The 17,492-nt window shown below is 35.7% G+C and carries 22 protein-coding genes; 8 read left to right on the forward strand and 14 right to left on the reverse strand.

Annotation, left to right across the window (positions count from 1 at the left end):
* Positions 1–64 precede the first annotated feature (64 nt).
* The 9 genes from ACFSTA_RS00050 to ACFSTA_RS00090 all read right to left on the reverse strand — a co-directional run bounded on the left by ACFSTA_RS00050 (position 65) and on the right by ACFSTA_RS00090 (position 7,272).
* Positions 65–595, reverse strand: coding sequence for a YfjL-like protein (locus ACFSTA_RS00050; protein WP_377554229.1), 531 nt, complete (start codon positions 593–595; stop codon positions 65–67).
* On the reverse strand, positions 588–1,172 hold the full coding sequence (locus tag ACFSTA_RS00055) for a hypothetical protein (RefSeq protein WP_377554231.1): 585 nt from the start codon (positions 1,170–1,172) through the stop codon (positions 588–590). Before ACFSTA_RS00055 ends, ACFSTA_RS00050 begins: the two co-directional genes overlap by 8 nt.
* Positions 1,165–1,656: an RNA polymerase sigma factor gene (locus ACFSTA_RS00060; protein ID WP_377554233.1), complete on the reverse strand. Its 492-nt coding sequence runs from the start codon at positions 1,654–1,656 to the stop codon at positions 1,165–1,167. The genes ACFSTA_RS00055 and ACFSTA_RS00060 overlap by 8 nt, the downstream gene beginning before the upstream one ends.
* Positions 1,657–1,940: 284 nt before the next feature.
* A complete protein-coding gene (locus ACFSTA_RS00065) occupies positions 1,941–2,714 on the reverse strand; it encodes a YjbA family protein (protein WP_377554235.1) in 774 nt (257 codons plus the stop codon).
* Positions 2,715–2,842: 128 nt separating this feature from the next.
* Entirely contained in the window at positions 2,843–3,049 is a 207-nt protein-coding gene (locus ACFSTA_RS00070) for a hypothetical protein (RefSeq protein WP_377554237.1), read from the reverse strand.
* Positions 3,050–3,287: 238 nt separating this feature from the next.
* Entirely contained in the window at positions 3,288–4,529 is a 1,242-nt protein-coding gene (fabF, locus tag ACFSTA_RS00075) for a beta-ketoacyl-ACP synthase II (protein WP_377554939.1), read from the reverse strand.
* Between the two features lie 65 nt (positions 4,530–4,594).
* Positions 4,595–5,536, reverse strand: coding sequence for a beta-ketoacyl-ACP synthase III (locus ACFSTA_RS00080; protein ID WP_377554239.1), 942 nt, complete (start codon positions 5,534–5,536; stop codon positions 4,595–4,597).
* 125 nt (positions 5,537–5,661) lie between these two features.
* Positions 5,662–6,621 (reverse strand): BMP family ABC transporter substrate-binding protein, encoded by a 960-nt coding sequence (locus ACFSTA_RS00085; RefSeq protein WP_377554241.1) that lies wholly within the window; start codon positions 6,619–6,621, stop codon positions 5,662–5,664.
* Positions 6,622–6,660: 39 nt separating this feature from the next.
* Positions 6,661–7,272, reverse strand: coding sequence for a hypothetical protein (locus tag ACFSTA_RS00090; RefSeq protein ID WP_377554243.1), 612 nt, complete (start codon positions 7,270–7,272; stop codon positions 6,661–6,663).
* Positions 7,273–7,528: 256 nt separating this feature from the next.
* Between ACFSTA_RS00090 and ACFSTA_RS00095 the strand changes: the two genes are divergently transcribed.
* Positions 7,529–7,705, forward strand: coding sequence for a DUF2929 family protein (locus ACFSTA_RS00095; protein ID WP_377554244.1), 177 nt, complete (start codon positions 7,529–7,531; stop codon positions 7,703–7,705).
* A gap of 110 nt (positions 7,706–7,815) precedes the next feature.
* Here the strand turns inward: ACFSTA_RS00095 and ACFSTA_RS00100 are convergent, their stop codons facing one another.
* A complete protein-coding gene (locus ACFSTA_RS00100; protein WP_377554246.1) occupies positions 7,816–8,343 on the reverse strand; it encodes a hypothetical protein in 528 nt (175 codons plus the stop codon).
* Between the two features lie 107 nt (positions 8,344–8,450).
* On the opposite strand from ACFSTA_RS00100, the gene ACFSTA_RS00105 reads away from it, so the two are divergent.
* A complete protein-coding gene (locus ACFSTA_RS00105) occupies positions 8,451–9,269 on the forward strand; it encodes an undecaprenyl-diphosphate phosphatase (protein WP_377554248.1) in 819 nt (272 codons plus the stop codon).
* A 52-nt stretch (positions 9,270–9,321) separates the two neighbouring features.
* On the opposite strand, the gene ACFSTA_RS00110 is transcribed toward ACFSTA_RS00105, so the two are convergent.
* Positions 9,322–9,633 carry a metal-sulfur cluster assembly factor gene (locus tag ACFSTA_RS00110; RefSeq protein ID WP_377554250.1) on the reverse strand — a complete coding sequence of 104 codons (312 nt, stop codon included), beginning with the start codon at positions 9,631–9,633 and terminating at the stop codon, positions 9,322–9,324.
* A gap of 70 nt (positions 9,634–9,703) precedes the next feature.
* A complete protein-coding gene (locus tag ACFSTA_RS00115) occupies positions 9,704–10,471 on the reverse strand; it encodes an alpha/beta fold hydrolase (RefSeq protein WP_377554252.1) in 768 nt (255 codons plus the stop codon).
* A 130-nt stretch (positions 10,472–10,601) separates the two neighbouring features.
* Here ACFSTA_RS00115 and ACFSTA_RS00120 point away from each other — a divergent pair, with 130 nt between their 5' ends.
* The 4 genes from ACFSTA_RS00120 (at position 10,602) to ACFSTA_RS00135 (ending at position 12,346) form a co-directional block, all read left to right on the forward strand.
* Positions 10,602–11,444 carry an HAD family hydrolase gene (locus ACFSTA_RS00120; RefSeq protein ID WP_377554254.1) on the forward strand — a complete coding sequence of 281 codons (843 nt, stop codon included), beginning with the start codon at positions 10,602–10,604 and terminating at the stop codon, positions 11,442–11,444.
* 118 nt (positions 11,445–11,562) lie between these two features.
* Positions 11,563–11,712 (forward strand): hypothetical protein, encoded by a 150-nt coding sequence (locus ACFSTA_RS00125; RefSeq protein WP_377554256.1) that lies wholly within the window; start codon positions 11,563–11,565, stop codon positions 11,710–11,712.
* Positions 11,713–11,913 carry a DUF3813 family protein gene (locus ACFSTA_RS00130; RefSeq protein ID WP_377554258.1) on the forward strand — a complete coding sequence of 67 codons (201 nt, stop codon included), beginning with the start codon at positions 11,713–11,715 and terminating at the stop codon, positions 11,911–11,913.
* 169 nt (positions 11,914–12,082) lie between these two features.
* A complete protein-coding gene (locus tag ACFSTA_RS00135; protein WP_377554260.1) occupies positions 12,083–12,346 on the forward strand; it encodes a NifU N-terminal domain-containing protein in 264 nt (87 codons plus the stop codon).
* A gap of 247 nt (positions 12,347–12,593) precedes the next feature.
* Here the strand turns inward: ACFSTA_RS00135 and ACFSTA_RS00140 are convergent, their stop codons facing one another.
* Together ACFSTA_RS00140 and ACFSTA_RS00145 are read right to left on the reverse strand one after the other, a co-directional pair.
* A complete protein-coding gene (locus ACFSTA_RS00140; protein ID WP_377554262.1) occupies positions 12,594–12,998 on the reverse strand; it encodes a hypothetical protein in 405 nt (134 codons plus the stop codon).
* A gap of 10 nt (positions 12,999–13,008) precedes the next feature.
* The gene (locus tag ACFSTA_RS00145) at positions 13,009–13,851 is read right to left on the reverse strand and encodes a YitT family protein (RefSeq protein ID WP_377554264.1); all 843 of its coding nucleotides are present in this window, start codon (positions 13,849–13,851) and stop codon (positions 13,009–13,011) included.
* 157 nt (positions 13,852–14,008) lie between these two features.
* On the opposite strand from ACFSTA_RS00145, the gene ACFSTA_RS00150 reads away from it, so the two are divergent.
* Both ACFSTA_RS00150 and ACFSTA_RS00155 read left to right on the forward strand, forming a co-directional pair.
* Positions 14,009–14,866: a DegV family protein gene (locus ACFSTA_RS00150; RefSeq protein ID WP_377554266.1), complete on the forward strand. Its 858-nt coding sequence runs from the start codon at positions 14,009–14,011 to the stop codon at positions 14,864–14,866.
* 135 nt (positions 14,867–15,001) lie between these two features.
* The gene (locus tag ACFSTA_RS00155; protein WP_377554268.1) at positions 15,002–17,239 is read left to right on the forward strand and encodes a beta-propeller domain-containing protein; all 2,238 of its coding nucleotides are present in this window, start codon (positions 15,002–15,004) and stop codon (positions 17,237–17,239) included.
* Positions 17,240–17,492 lie beyond the last annotated feature (253 nt).

The following is a 17,492-nucleotide window of genomic DNA, read 5'->3' on the forward strand; positions in this document are numbered from 1 at the left end:
TTTTAGAAGTTTTAAACGTTTTAGGGCGAAGATCTTATTAGCAAGACAGTATAAAGAAGTTGGGTTACATGTTGGGTAAAGTGGCAAAATTAATCGCCACCCCAACATTTGACGTAGAACCATTTTTACTCCATTGTACATCTCCATCAAATTTTCCTTTTAATACTTCAATATGAACCTCAATATGATGAATACTATCAACCTGATCTGAAAGCAATGGTACAATTTCCTTCTCTGCTTCTTGACTTAAGCGTTTCGCCAATTGCTCATCTAAATTGTCATAATACAGGCCATCCCATTTAACTTTTGGATTGAAAAAACCGCTAATTCTAAATTGATGTTCCTTTACATTTCCCTCTTTGTCTGCCGTGCCAATTTCAATAACTGTATATAGATATTCACCAAATTTAAAATCATAAAACCCTTCTTCAATCCGAAACTCCTGTTCTGGATACGTTTCCTCCAAATAGTTTTCTAAAACCTGCTTTGAAACGTATTTACTAATTGGATTTCCATTAAACGTGTTATATAAAAAGAGAACAAATCCGATTAATACGACAAGGAGAATACTGAGGATGAACTTCTTCTTATTCATAAGTTGACCTCCTTAATTTCTTAATTAATAGTCCGATTACACTTCCAACTAATGCGAACAAATAATGAATGACAGATACAAAAATAGCCATTTGTAACACGTCGAATCCATACATAAACAGAGATGCATCCATAGCAATATGACCCGCCAAATAATCAGAAATTCCATCTACTACAGACCAAATGAAAATTGGTATAAACGATAATAAAAAAACCATTTTCATATCGGAATAAAAGAGATAGGATACTATACCTAATACGGTATACCAAAGTATAAACCCAAAGCTGTCATTTAATAGTGAGGTTTGAATCGCTAATAGGAACGATAGTGCTACAAAAATAATTTGATAGAGAGAAAGCCTTCGATTGATCTTCTTAAACATTTTATCCCGAGAACCCTCTGAAGTATTAGGGACTTCTTCTTTTTCTAAAGGATTCTGAAGCCTTTGAGCGAGTTTTTGAAGCTCTCCATTTTCCTCTATTTGTTCCTCTACCCATTTTGTTGTCTCATTACTTAACAACCCTTCCTCATAAAGAGGAAGAAGATCTTCCACAATATGCCGAACATGTTTATCCATCTTGATCATCCAATTCTTTTTGAATTTTTAACTTTGCCCGATGAAAAATAATCCGCGTATAATTCTCACTTTTATTGACTAATTCTGCAATTTCCTCGAAAGACAACTCTCCATAAACTCTTAGCGTAACAATTTCTTTAGATAGCTCCTCCAATCGATTAATCGATTCAATCAATGAAATCTGTTGTTCTTTCTTCAATAGCTTTTCCTCAGGATAATTTGATTCAAGTTCCTCTTTTGGGAGCATTTCTAGAAGTTGGTCATGATACTTTTTGCTCCGATAAAAATTCCTCAATCGATTTTTAACAATCGCAAAAAGCCACGTCTCAATCGTGGACGCATAGGAAAACGTATGAAATTTCTTAATAGCTTGATAGAACACCTCTTGCGTTAGGTCTTCTGCTACTTGTTTATTACTTGTTTTAATATAAAAGAATGCAAAAATTCTTGGATGCACTTCTTTGTATAACTCCCCCAATTCCATAACGCTTCTCCTTATCTAAATCCTAACAGACTAGCCCCGGGATTTTGTTGTTCAACTGATTAGTAACTTGAAAAGTGTATATGTTACAAAAGAAGTAAATTTATTAGTTTTGCAATTGTCTCTACATCTTTCTATTGTTAACTGTATCCTAATTTCTCTTTGTAGGGCTACTATAAATGTTTAAAAATATTTAAATACCCCATCCTTACAACAATGGTGGTATTTGGAATAATCGCACTAGCTTGGTTTTATTAAAAAAGAAAAAAATCAGTGAGAAAATTTTCTCACTGATTTTTTGATTTTTGTTTTGGTATACCTTTTTCATAACTATGTTCAATTTCCCACATTTTCTCAAGAAATGGTTGTCCTTTTATTAGCTTGGCACATAGTTCTTCGTGTGCTTGGCTCCAACCATGTTTTACTCCCTCATATAACGCTTCCCAAACTTTTTCCTCATTCATAAATCGAATGAAAGGATATTTTTTGGGATTCCATTCCGTTAACCAATATCTTAATTCTTCGATGTTATTCGTGGTTCGAAGTTGGTCCAGTCCCATCATAAGCAATTGTTTCAGTTGACGTTCTCTTCTTGTTAAGCCGAATACTAATTCCGGTGCCATGGATAACATATGATATTCTTTTTCATATGCTTCCTCATCAAAGTCAAAGTTTTGTGGTTTCACTTTTTCAATCATATCGTACACAAGTTGTTCCTGCCTCGGAATGAGTCTACTTTTCCGAATTGGAATTTGATATCCAATCGTATCAAAAGCTAATATATCATTTCCATCAGTCACAACACATGCATATTCTAAACCGGTTCTTTCCTGTCCTTTTCTAGTATATGCTCGTTTGTAGATCATATCTAGAAAAGCTTTCGGTAAATCATGCATGTCATTTTCAATATAATTATATAAGCCTTCCGTTATGTATAACAAAGGAACCTGGTCTAATAGCTCGATCTTATCGTCCTTACGCCATTCGTGGTAATAACATACGTTATAACCGTTTTCCTCACCTTCAAACCAGTTCACCCAAACATCGTGCAAATATAACATACAACACCCCTCACTTTTGAATGAATCATTTTCGAGGCTGTTCAAAATCCTTTGTACTATCGATCTTGAACATCACTTAACATACATTATGACCAACCTAAAAAATTTTATTCGAAGTGATAGTAAGATTATGGTTTATATGGAAAACGATATATAACAAGGGTCATGATGAGGAGACCAATTGGAAGGAAGTAACACTCTATTCTACCTTTGATAAAAATAAAATATTCTAACCAAGATATTCCAGCAGGTAGGAAATTCATATATGCAATAATTGTTACCCCACCAGTAACAGCTAGTCCAAATCCTATTAAAAATAAAAACATGTATCCCATTTTTCATCACCATGCTTGTCCATATATTATTTATAAAATTATATGCTAGAGGTAAATGATACATGATAACTTTAATAGAATATTGTTTTTTCTTGTGGACAATCCCCAGAAATCAACACACCCGATACCTTACCTACTACTATTTTATGATCGAATTCGAATTCAAATTCGAACGCATCTTCCCCAACAAAAAGAAGACTGACCCAAATCTGGTCAGCCTTACTTTTTGTAATATATTCTATTCCTCAAATTTCTTAAACACTAACGCAACATTATGTCCACCAAATCCAAGTGAATTACTTACAACAATATTTACATCCTGTTTTCTTGCTTCATTTGGTACATAATCAAGATCACAGTCTGGGTCTGGCGTTTCATAATTAGTTGTTGGTGGTATGATGCCCTCTACAATAGACTTAATGGAAATAACAGATTCGACTCCACCTGCTGCTCCAAGCAAATGACCCGTCATTGATTTAGTAGAGGAAACAGCTAATTTATATGCATGATCTTCAAATACCGTTTTGATTGCTTCTGTTTCATATTTATCATTCAGGTCAGTACTTGTTCCATGGGCATTAATGTAATCAACATCAGTTAAACTAATACCAGCATCTTTAATCGCATGCTGCATCGCTCTTGCTGCACCTTCTCCATGTTCTGCCGGTGCAGTGATATGGTATGCATCACCTGTAGCACCATAACCGACAATTTCAGCATAGATATGAGCTCCACGTGCTTGTGCTGATTCCAATGTTTCCATTAATAAAATTCCTGCACCTTCCCCCATAACAAATCCATCACGGTTCTTATCGAACGGGCGACTCGCTTTTTTAGGGTCATCATTTAACGATAATGCTCCTGCAGTTGAAAAGCCAGCAAAAGACATATTCGTAATTGGTGCCTCTGCTCCACCTGCGATGATGTAATCAACATCGCCACGTTGTACTGCTTTATAAGCATCTCCAATTGAATTTGCTCCAGAAGCACAAGCAGTTACTGTACATGAGTTAATTCCTTTTGCCCCTAGCTGTATCGAAACTTGACCAGCAGCCATGTCTGGGATCATCATTGGAACAAAAAACGGACTTACTCGCTTGTAACCTTTATCTAAAAATCTACGGAATTGATCCTCGTACGTTTGCATACCACCAATTCCCGATCCAATCCAAACACCTACACGATGCGCATTACTATCATCAATCGTTAGCTTTGCATCCTCCACAGCCATTTTAGAGGCTGCTACTGCAAACTGTGTAAATGGATCCATTTTTCGGGCATCTTTTTTTTCTACAAAAGCAGTTGGGTCAAAATCCTTAACCTCCGCAGCAACTTTTGCTTTGAATTCATCTTTATTTACATGTGTTACAAAATCAACACCTGATTTACCTGCTAATATATTTTCCCACATGGTTTGAACATCATTACCGACTGGGGTAACCGCTCCAAGCCCTGTTATAACTACTCTTCTCTCCATCAGTACTCCCTCCTACATACAAAAATTTTTTCTACAATTGTTGGCAGTTCATACTTCGAATGCAAAACTTACCTTCCCCAACGAAGAGCGATTGCGCCCCATGTTAGTCCTGCACCAAAGCCTACTAGTACGACTAAATCATCATCTTTAATTCTACCACTCTTCACGCCTTCTGATAAAGCCATTGGTATAGATGCAGAAGAGTTATTTCCATATTTCTTAATGGTTGTAGCCATACGATCTTCAGAAATACCTAATTTTTCTCTTGCCGCTTCCATAATACGAATATTTGCTTGGTGCGGAATTAAATAATCAACATCTTCTTTATTGTAGCCAATTTTTTCAATCACATTTACGGATGATTCTGGCATTTGTCTTACGGCGAACTTGAATACTTCTCTACCATTCATTTTCAAATGACCTGTATTCGCATCCTGATACAAATGCTCTCCTCCCGAACCATTCGATCCTAATTCAAACGATAAAATTCCTTTATCGTCAGAAACTTCTCCTATAACAGCTGCACCCGCTCCATCTCCAAAAAGGACACAGGTATTGCGGTCTTCCCAGTCTGTTATTTTTGACAGTTTTTCAGCACCTATTACAAGGACTTTTTTATATACATTTGACTCGATAAATTGTTTTGCTGTAACCATCCCATACATGAATCCTGCACAAGCAGCACTAATATCCATAGCAGCTGCATTTACCGCCCCTAGCTTTTGTTGAAGCATGCATGAAACAGACGGAAATGGTGTGTCTGGTGTTACCGTTGCAACTAGGATAAGATCAAGCTCTTCTCCTCTTACATTTGCTTCTTCTAAAGCAACTAGAGATGCTTGAAATGCCATTTCTGACGTATCCATGTCATCCTCTGCGATTCTTCTTTCTTCTATACCAGTCCTTGTACGGATCCATTCATCGCTTGTATCTACTATTTTTTCTAAATCTTTATTTGTCAGGACTTTCGTTGGAGCGTAATGTCCAGTACCTAATACACCAACACCCATATAGACACCCCTTACGTAATATATCTTATTATCAAATATTATGACTTGGTACTAATTTTAATGCAAAAATTAATTTCTTGCAAGTTAGAGTTAGTTTTCCTATTAATACAAAAAAAATTACCCAATCATTGATTAGGTAAAAAACCAGAGTCTATGTACTGTTCAATTGCATTGTTGAGGGCATCTTGAAATTCTTCTGAAACTTCCGGACTAAATTCTCCCATCGTTATATAATCGTCCTTAAAATCAAACGTTTGAATATCTCCCTCAAGTTCTCCCTTACTAAATTTCTCTGCAGTTACATTATATAAGCGATCCACGTGTTGAACGGTACTAGTTAAAACCGTATTAGGGTCAATCTCATATTGATCGGATACAAAACCAATTGCATATAATCCATCATCACTAGCCCTTTTGATCACTTGTTCACTAAAAGCATCCCCTGCAGGATAAAACACATCGACATTTTGTTCTTTCATATTTTCATACATCTCTAAAGCGATTTGATAATCATTCCAATCGTAAATAAAACTCATTTGTACATCTGTAGTCGGATTCTGATATTTTACTCCTTCATAAAATCCTTCTATTTCAGGCTGCCACTGATATGCTGCGATAATACCTACCTGATTTGTTTGAGACATTTCACTTGCGAGCATACCAGCGAAAAAACCCATTGCATGAGAATTAAATGTCAAGCTAGTGACATTATCGTTGTAGTAGGTTCCATTAAAGTATACAAAATGAACGTCTGGATATTCATTACTAATTTCAAAGAACGTTTTTCCGTAGTTACTACTATGTCCGAAAATTAGATTTACACCGTCTCGCACAAATTCTTTTACAGTATCCTTAACTTCTTGCTCGGTTAAAACTTCTTCTTTATATTCAACATCTACATCGTATTCTTCTTTAATACTTAATAGACCTTGGTATCCTTTTTCACCCCAAGATTGATCATCAATCTCTCCTTCAAGAAGCAAGCCTACTTTTTGCAAATTTCCTTGGATGTTATTACTGCCACAACCCACTAATAATAGTAGAAGAACAGCTATGATGATTGGTATCATGTATTGTTTTTTCAAAATACGTGCACTCCATTCGTTTACAAATGCCTATAAGTATTAATAGAATTGTTTATATCGCTCAAAATGTCTGATCACCTTTTGGATATTTTCTTCTATAGGAACATTGTCACGAATATAAATGGAATTTTCAAGTTTAAGGGCTTCGTCTATCTCATTTTTCTTGGTACACACTTGTAAATGGCTTGGAAAATCACGCAATTCTAGCCATTGCATGAATGCACGAACAAAGTCCCCAACATAAATGGCTGAAGACATAAATTCCTCTGAATCAAATGGAATCATCCGTTCTTGATATAGGCATCCTTTTTTTGTCATCGGCATCCATTCACCAAACAATAATGGAACCTGAACTTCCTTTACATTATGAAGAGATGACCTTTGATTTTCATTTCCAATTTTTATCATTCGAGCAGATGAAATAGATGAAATTAAATTTGTATCTTCCACAATAATTGCTGTTTGATATGTTCCTAATTTATTTTTAGGAACTAAGGAAAACAAGTCATTTCGTCCAACAAACATAGAAAGGTGTTCCTTTTTACTAGTTTCTAGTTCATCAACTCCATCAACTTCTATTCCACGATAAAGAAACTCATTTATTAGATGAAAACCAACCCAATGAAAACAATTCGCCACTAAAATTGACATAAAAATCCCCTTTCCGTCTTATAACTTTTTTTATTAATAGAGGACGTTCAAAAAGTCTGGTAAAAATGACACATCAAATTTCTTCGTTGGCTTGTTTCTGCGCTGCCTCGAACTTCCGGTCCTTTTCATCCTCCTTTTTGAACACACTTTAATAGTAAGACTTTAATTTTCTATGATTATTTGGTAATATATATTATATATGTGTTATGAAAGAAATAGTATTTAAATTATATGGTAAAAGAATGAGGTGTTATGTATGCGATATCTTATGACAATAATTTGGGCAGTGTTAATAGGTTCCGTTATATCTTATGTTTTATCTAGTATGGCAGGCGACGCTTTTCCTTTAATGGATACACTAGTATTATCAGCAATCATCGCAATCGCTATTTTTGTATTAGGTGATGGAATACTTAAAGCAAAAAGCGAATAGCAAAAACTTATAGATGACATATGTGTTTCAATTATACATATTCATTGGATGGAAAAACCCTTGCCTGCTGTTAATGAATGGCAAGGGTTTTCCATTTGTGCTACATATTTTTAATACCAAGGTAATACACTTAATGCAGTTAATGCTGCTAATGGTAATACAAGTCTACGGAACCTTCTTCTAGGACCGTAAAATCCAGGGTATCCATAGCCTGGATAGCCATAACCCGGATATCCATAGCCATATCCGAAACCATACCGAGTGTCGTCATTACGCATACCTTGGGACATTCCTTGTTGTGGCATTCCTTGTGGTATACCTTGTTGCGGCATTCCTTGTTGTGGCATTCCCTGCGGTATACCTTGTTGCGGCATTCCTTGTTGTGGCATTCCCTGTGGTATACCTTGTTGCGGCATTCCTTGTTGTGGCATTCCCTGTGACATACCTTGGGGCATCATTCCTTGTGGCATAGTTTGTGCAGATGGATCAGTGCTATCTATAGGAACTGCGATATAGACATATTCATCGTCTAATCCAGTAATAATTCCGTCAACTTGTGATCCATCATTAATTTCAGCTAAAACATACGAATGCATATGCGTTTTACATAAATCGTACATATGTTTATGTTTGTGCATTTTACCAGCCTCCTCACCAACAGACTATTCAGATGCCTAGGGAAAGGTGACAGACGCGGAGTTTACAAAATACAAAAAGAATTATAGTGAAATAGGAGGAATCTTCTGTGGAAGAATTATGGGTATTAATAAAGTATGTTATTTTAGGAACAATTCAAGGAATAACAGAACCAATTCCAATATCATCAAGTGGTCATTTAGTCATTTTACGTGATCTTTTTGGACCGGATATTATTGCCGAAGGTTTATCTTTTGAGATTTTTGTTAACTTCGGTTCGTTGATTGCCGTTCTTCTCGTTTACCGAAAAGATATTATTCGATTAGTGAAAAACGGTTTTCGTTATATCGTTACAAGAGACACTGATGCACAAAGCGATTTCAGATTTATTGTATTTTTAGTTATCGCAACGATACCTACTGGAATTATTGGCTTCCTATTAGAAGATAAAATTGGTGACCTTAGCCGAGCGTTAACGGTTGGAATTACCTTACTAATTACAGGTGCTGCACTTTGGATTATTCGAAACTTACGTGGAAATAAAAATGACGGTGAAATTACCGTAAAGGACGCTTTAATCGTTGGACTTGCCCAATCTGTTGCATTAATTCCAGGAATTAGTAGGTCAGGTGCTACCATTGTTGCTGCAATGTTGCTTGGCATGAAACAAGAAACAGCATTACGCTTTTCATTTCTACTATACATTCCAGTAAGTTTAGGCTTAGGAATTCTTTCTATTGGTGACATGATAACAGATCCAGATATGAATACATTGATGGTACCATATCTATTAGCGTTTATGGCAACAATCATTGCTACTTATTTTGCATTAAAATGGTTTATGAACATTATGGCAAGAGGGAATTTAAAATACTTTGCTTTTTACTGTTTTATCGTCGGTATATTGGTCATATTGTTCTTACGTTAAAAAAAGTGCCAGGCACTTGTCAATATTTGACAAGTGCCTGGCACCCTTTTAATCAATCTGGTATACCTAAGGCTATTTTTGCATAGCGTGACATTCTTTCTTTGCCCCATGGTGGGCTCCAAACGATATCTACTTTAACTTCTTTTACTTCTGGAATATCAGATACTGCTCTTTTTACGTCTGACTCAATATGAGCAGAAAGTGGGCACCCCATTGCAGTGAGTGTCATTGTAACTGTACATAGACCCTCATCATTTAAATCTACATCATATATTAAACCAAGGTTAACGATATCAATACCTAGTTCTGGGTCAATTACATTTTCTAATGCACCCATTAAATTCTCTTTTAACGCTTCATCCATGACCTCATCCTCCTTTACCATTCATAGTTTAATTTAAACATATTTCTCCAATATTTTAAAATGATTTTCATCACATTTGCAAATGCTTCTCAAACCATTTCACTGTTTCTAATATAGCGAATCTCGTTACTTTATGATCTTGATTAGCTTCTTTTAAGAAAGCAATATTTGCTTCGTTATCATATAACTTTTTTACATCTTCATAAAACGTATAGGAGTGATCAAAAGGTACAGTTGGGTCATTACCACCATGCCAAAACAATAATGGCCGCTCATTAAGTTTCTCTGGTTGCAATGATAAATCAAATTGCTCTAATTGCACATAAAGTTGTTCGATCTCATCATCCGTAATAGGTAAATCTCCTGTCTTCTTGAAACTGCTTACCAATGTTTTGGCATAAGTAGTTATTTTAGGTGAACCCATTAAAATAACAGCAGTTTTAATCCATGGATATTGTGTTAAAGCTGCAGAGGTTGTTATACCTCCCATACTTGTACCAGCGACACCAAATTTTTCATTCAAAATTAAACCATTTTCATCTAAGTAATTTTTAATATCATTTAATTCTTTTACATTCTGCATGACAATATCCCAAAACGAAACTTGTAATTTCAAATTGGAAATATCTACTTCTCGTTCTCCATGATACTTACTGTCCGGCATTACAACCCGATAGCCTTTTTCAGCTAATAAGTAAGCAATTGGCAAGTTATGCTCTTTCGCACTTGTAAACCCATGAAAATAGGTAACAACTGGTAGAGGTTCATCTTTTTTAGCAGCATCTACTACGATTAAGCTTGCAATGTTATGTATCGTTTCTTTATATACGCCAATCATATAACTAAATTCCTCTCATCGTAAATTTGTCTCTACATACATCATAATACTTTTTTTACCATTAGCAAAAGAATTATTCTTTACTTCTTTCGTAATCCCTTATAAACTAAAGAAATACGAGGTGAAATAGATGGAAAATAAACAACATTTAATAGCTTTAGATTTAGATGGAACACTACTTTCAGATCACAAAGAAATTAGCCAGAAAAACAAACAAATTATTTTTCAGGCCATGAAACAAGGACACATTGTCGTCATTGCTACCGGAAGACCTCATCGAGCTAGTATTCAATATTACCATGAGTTAGGTTTGAAGACTCCTATGGTTAATTTCAATGGCGCTCTGATCCATCATCCAACAGATAAGAAATGGGATGCTTTACACAATCCGATGCCAAAACGAACCGCCCTTACAGTTGTAGAAGCATGTTACGACCTAGATGTACATAACATTTTAGCGGAAGTAAAAGATGACGTATATTTAGATCGATATGATGAAGCAATTATTGATTTATTCCAACATGTTGGGCATGAAGAATCACCTTTTACAATTGGTAACTTAAAAAGCCATTTAACAGAAGATCCGACTTCCCTACTTATTCATCCAAAAGAAGATGAAAAGCATATTCAAGATCTTCGAAGACATTTGACGGATTATCATGCCGAAGTTATTGAACACCGCAAATGGGGTGCTCCTTGGAATATCATAGAAATTGTTAAAAAAGGCATGAATAAAGCTGTCGGGTTACAAAAAATTGCTCAGTATTATCATATCCCAAAAGAACGGATAATTGCATTTGGAGATGAGGATAATGACTTAGAAATGATTGAATATGCAGGTGTTGGTGTTGCCATGGGAAATGCAATCGATGAACTTAAAACTATTGCAAAACATATAACCAATACCAATGAACAAGACGGAATAGGAACTTTCTTAGAAACTTACCTTAAATTAGAATCACACACATATTAATTGCTATATTTTTAAACCTATGCCGTATATTTCCTACAATATTAACAAGAAAATAAACCATACTAGCTAGTGAACGTAACGTAACATTACGTTCACTTATTTGTTGGGAGGAATCTTCTTGGGCAAAAACAGTAAATCAAGACGATTTAGTCAACAAAGTGCTGATTCTGTAAAAAAGCATGACGAGAAATTCCCTTATCGATCACGCTTTACGGATGCTGAGCGTAAAGCAGATGAAGCAGATCACCACACGCTAGGAGGGTTTTAGATGGCCAACGGTAATGGAAATAACTTATTACAACAAGCAATGAATGCTGTCAATCGTTTAACGAACAATAACCAAGCAAATCAACAAGATAAGCAAGCTGCACACAGTGCAATTCAAGCTGCATATAACGATGCTTCCCCTGAAGAAAAGCAACAGTTACAGCAGTTAGAACAACAATTGCAGAACCACCAGCTTAGCTAAACCTCCGTATACTTGTGATGGTAATATCTAATTCATTGATAGTGATGAAACAGAATTTACTGAAAGCAAGTATTAGAAAAGATGTCCAACTATAGGGCATCTTTTCTTTTTTCTTTTCATTATATCTGCTAATATGTAAGTATATAAGGAATTATAGGAGGGATTAAATATGGGAGTTAGAGCAGAAGCTACACCAAATCCTAATGCATTAAAATTCACGACAGATAAGTTAATTTTTGAAGGAACAAATAGCTTTTCCATTCGTGCAGGAGAAACATCGGAACATGAAATCATGAATGAAATGATGAAACTTGAAGGAGTCGATACTGTTTTTGGGTATCAAAACTTCATCACTGTTAATAAACAATTTGATGTGGAATGGGATGAATTAACACAGAAAGTAATGGAAGTATTTGAAAAATACGGCTATTAATAATTCATACATACCAATTAAGAAAAGCGCAAGCGCCCGTTTAGAGACGTACGGACTGGACTGAGCCGTAGGAGATAAAGGAAACACGGCGACCTGCCGATGTTGACTTATCGTACGGAGGCGAGGGAAGTCTCGCTAGTCTCTGGGCGCTGGAGCTGGACATGGCTGTTCCTGCAATTGTTCAGAAATAAGCCAAATTTTATACTTTCTTATCTTTTGTAAAAAGACAGCATTTAAGCTGTCTTTTTCAATTCATATGTAAATCAATTGGTATATAATTTGGGTTAACCTTTTCTCCATTTTCTCTTTTACCATAAAGATGAAGGACAGGAATTTCTTCGTCTTTTATCATATCATCGGTCAGTTCAACCTGAATGGTAAAGTCTCTCCAGTCATTTGCTCCATTCTCAAGCGTAACCTTCTCTTCTTCCCCAATTTGTGATTCACCAATATGAACACTGTAATAGAACTCCTGATTTACCGTATTAGCTTCACCTTTTAACGTTGCTACATTATCTTCCACAGTCACATCCATTTGTTGAAATTTAACCCTAGCTTGATCTTCTGATGTATTTCCAGCTTGATCAGGGTCAGCCTTTTCACTACAACCAAATAATGTCACAGCAATTAAAATTAATATAAATTTCTTCACCATACTCCCCCTACTCTTTTCGAAAGAAACCAAAAATACCAGTTGTTTGTACAATATTTGTAAAAGCCTGTGGATCAACGTCACTTATTATTTTTTCTAAATCATATAATTCATATCGAGTAATAACAAGATACATCATATTTTTGTCTTCTTTCGTATAAGCGCCTTTTGCAGGCAAAATCGTAATTCCACGAACCATTTTATTATGAATCGCTCGTTGTAATTCATCTGCTTTGCGCGTAATAATCATAGCAGTTATTTTCTCATGACGGGTATGAATGGCGTCAATGACCCTAGTTGTTACATATAAGGTCACTAATGTATAAAGCGCATTTTCTGGTTGATAAAGAAATCCAGCTAAAGCGATTATAACGGCATTTAACGATAGAAAATATACCCCGATTGGCTTGTCCTTCATACGTGACAATACCATAGCTACAATATCCATTCCCCCGGTAGATGCACCAAACTTCAAAGTAATACCAACACCAACCCCGGAAATTAATCCTCCAAATACAGCATTCAAAATAATATCCTGAGATAACTCAACTATCGGAATGATTTCTAAAAATAATGTGGTAAACAAAACTGATACAACACTGTAAATTGTAAAACCCTTTCCTACTTTAAACCAACCTAAGATCGCAACAGGTATATTAAGAATAAATAGCAAAATACCTGTTCCTATGCCAATACCTATATAATCATTAAAAACACTCGAAATTAACTGTGCTGCACCCGTGAACCCACTTGCATACACATTGGCTCCAATTAAGAAAAAATTCAATGAAATTGCCCCAAATAATGCGCCAAGTATAACTACTGCAATACGTTTTGCTTCTACTAAAAACATAGCTGCCTCCTTATCTACCACTACTCTGCAATACTCTAGCTTTTCCTATTCCTTATAATATTAATACAATATACGTTGAATATACTTTGACTAACTTCCCTTATAGCTATAAACTAAACGTAATAGAATTATTAAATAGGAATGAAGGTGAAGAGATATGACGATTAAAATTCTTGCTGATTCCGCAAGTGATTTATCAAAAGACCATTATAACGAATATGACATCGAAATGGTATCATTAACTGTTCATTTGGATGAAAAAGATTATGAAGACGGTCAAACAATCTATCCTAAAACAGTATATGACGCAATGAGAGATGGAAAGGCTCCAAAAACTTCCCAGGTTTCACCACAGACGTTTAAATCCGTATTTACTTCTTATGCCGAATCCAATCAACCATTGATTTATTTAGCTTTCTCATCTGAGTTATCGGGTACATATCAAACGGCAAAAATGATGGAACAGGAAGTAAAAGAAGAATTTCCAGAAGCACCAATCCATGTTGTTGATACAAAATGTGCTTCCCTTGGATATGGCTTAGTAGTTCTTGAAGCTGCCAAAATGGCAAAAGCGGGAAAATCAGTAGAAGAAATTCTTAATGATGCAACGAGACGTGCAACACATATGGAACATATTTTTACGGTAGATGATCTAGAATATCTTTACCGTGGAGGACGAGTAAGTAAAACAGCTGCGTTTGTTGGTACTTTACTGAAGATCAAACCAATCCTGCATGTTGAAGCTGGAAAATTAATCCCTCTAGAGAAAATAAGAGGTTCGAAAAAATTATTTGGTCGAATGCTTGAATTAATGGAAGAGCGTGGAGGTAATTTTGAAAATCAAACGATTGGTATTAGCCATGGTGATGATTTAGAACGCGCTAAACAACTTGCAGAAATGATCCAAGAAAAATTTGGAGTAAGTCAGATCGAGATCGAGATGGTAGGCTCTGCCATTGGAGCACATTCAGGTCCAGGAACTATTGCATTATTCTTTCTTAATAAGTCATTTTAATTAGCTAAAAAATATTGAAAAAAGCTGATTCACCGGTATTTCCGCTGAATCAGCTTTTTTTTGAAACAAAAATTGGAAAGCGGTCGTCTTAATGATAAAAGGGAACTAAAACCTTAAAGGATGAGGTGTAAAAAGGTGAAAAAGAAAATTGGGTTAATTAGTTTTGCTAGTGTTATTCTTATTGGTATTTGTGCTTTCTTCTTTGCTTTCATTTCCGAAAAAACAACTGCTGAAATTCCATCCGCATCAAGCTTTGTTCCAACATTTAAGGATTGGACGGTACAATTCTCTGAGAAAATGAATCCAGATACCTTTACCGAGGAAACAGTTACTGTTACTAATAAGGATGGTCAAAAAGTACCAGTGACCTTTGAATGGAATGAAAACTATACAGTGCTAACTTTAAAAGCGCCTAGTGACGGGTATACCGTTAATCAAAATTACCTTATAGAAATTTCCAACCTCGTAGAAACGGCAACAGGTGATAAACTTACCAAGTCCTTCACACATAACTTTAAAGCCGTTGAAGAACTTCCAAAAATTAAAGATCAAGAACAGCTTGTTACTCTGCTGAAAGAACGAATGGAAAAACCGAAGGAAAATCGATTGTATTCTTTTGAGGAAAGTGACGGAGCCGAAGAATCTGTTGATACTGCTGCAATGGATGATGCAGGTGCGGATTCAACTGCTTCTGATACCAATGTTCAAGTAGCTGGAATTGATGAGGGAGACGTGATTAAAACAGATGGAGATTATGTTTATTTTGCAAGGGATAGTGATATCGTTATTGCCTCAACAGAAGCAGAAAACAGCAATGTAATGAGTACGATAGAAGAAGATGAATTTTTCCCTCAAGAGATTTATTTGCAAGACGATTTATTAGTTAGTATCGGGTACACACATGAACCAATACGAGAATTGAAAGAAACGGAAACGTCTGAAGATTCATCCGGTATGGACATGGCAATCTACCCTAGTTTTTCTAGTCAGACTACCGTATTCATATACGATATATCTGACCGAAAAAAACCTACACAAATAAGAGAGGTTACATTTGAGGGTGACTATAACGCTTCTAGACTAATGGATGATCATTTATATCTTATTGCCAATGAACGTCCTCCATTTCAAATATTGGAAGAGGAGGATATGGAAGTAAGGCCGTTTGTTAAAGATACCGCCGTAAGTAATGAAGGCCATCCAGTTGATTTTGAAGATATGTATTTCTTCCCGGAGAGTGAAGATGAAACCTATTTAATTCTATCCTCCATCGACCTATCCAATATGGAAAAGGAGGCACATGTTGAAACGTATTTAGGCGCATCGAATCAAATGTATATGTCAGAAAATCATATTTACATTGCTGTTCATAAATATGAGGATAATGAAAAATCAAGTTCCAATAGTACGGCAGATATAATGATTGCACGCCCTGCCGCAAATACAGAGATCAATCAATTTTCAATCGAAAATGGAACGATTTCATATAATGCCTCTACAAATGTGAATGGCACATTGATCAACCAATTTGCTATGGATGAGAGAAATGAGACCTTTCGTGTGGCAACAACGAAAGGTGACTCATGGAATGATGATGAAGCATCTACAAATAACCTATATACGTTTGATATAAATTTAAATCCGCTTGGTTCTGTAGAAGGTCTTGCTGAAGGAGAACGAATTTACAGTGTTCGATTTATGGAGGATATTGCATATATGGTAACATTTAAGCAAGTTGATCCCCTATTTGTCATTGATTTGCAAGATGCTGCCAATCCGACGGTATTAGGTGAATTAAAAATTCCTGGCTTCAGTAATTATTTACATCCTTTAGACGAACACCATGTCATTGGCTTCGGTCAAGATACAAAACTGATCGAGAATGAAAATAATTCTGAACCAATCGTACGAACGGACGGGATTAAAATTTCTGTTTTCGATGTCAGTGACTTAACAAATCCAAAAGAAAAATTTAGTGAAGTAATCGGTCAAAGTGGCTCCTATACAGAATTAAACTATAACCATCGAGCATTGTTCAAGCATCCTTCCGAGAATCTATTTGGCTTCCCTGCTCAGCTATATGAATCTAAAATGGTAACTAAGGGTGAGATGTCTTACGAAGAGCACAAATTCCTATTTGAAGGCGCTCTTTTATATCATATCTCCGCTGAAGATGGTATTGAATTAAAAGATACTATAACTCACCAAGGAGATGTAAAAGACTATCCAGAATGGGAATCTGAAATCAGAAGAATCATATCTGTTGATGATGTCATCTATACACTATCGTTTGATCAAATGAAGGCGTATGAAATGAATACAGAAAAAACGCTTCACACAATTGAACTACCGAAGAGTGACACGAGATATTAATATAATGGATCTTGATCACTGAGAGCACTTGATATTTCAAGTGTTCTTTTTTGATAGGCTGATTTCTTTACACCGCTCTGGAGTTAAACTTCGCTTAATTATTGCTTGTGCCGAAAATTTCATTTTAGGAGCGAATCGTTGCTAATAAAGTAAACGGGTCTTTACTTCTGAGGTCGTGCCCGCGGAAAACGACTGCCCGAGACGGAAATCACTTTGCAGTTACATCGCATTTTATATTAAAATATCAACAAAC

Origin of the sequence: Ornithinibacillus salinisoli (assembly GCF_042684965.1) — a bacterium.
Lineage (GTDB): Bacteria > Bacillota > Bacilli > Bacillales > Amphibacillaceae > Ornithinibacillus > Ornithinibacillus salinisoli.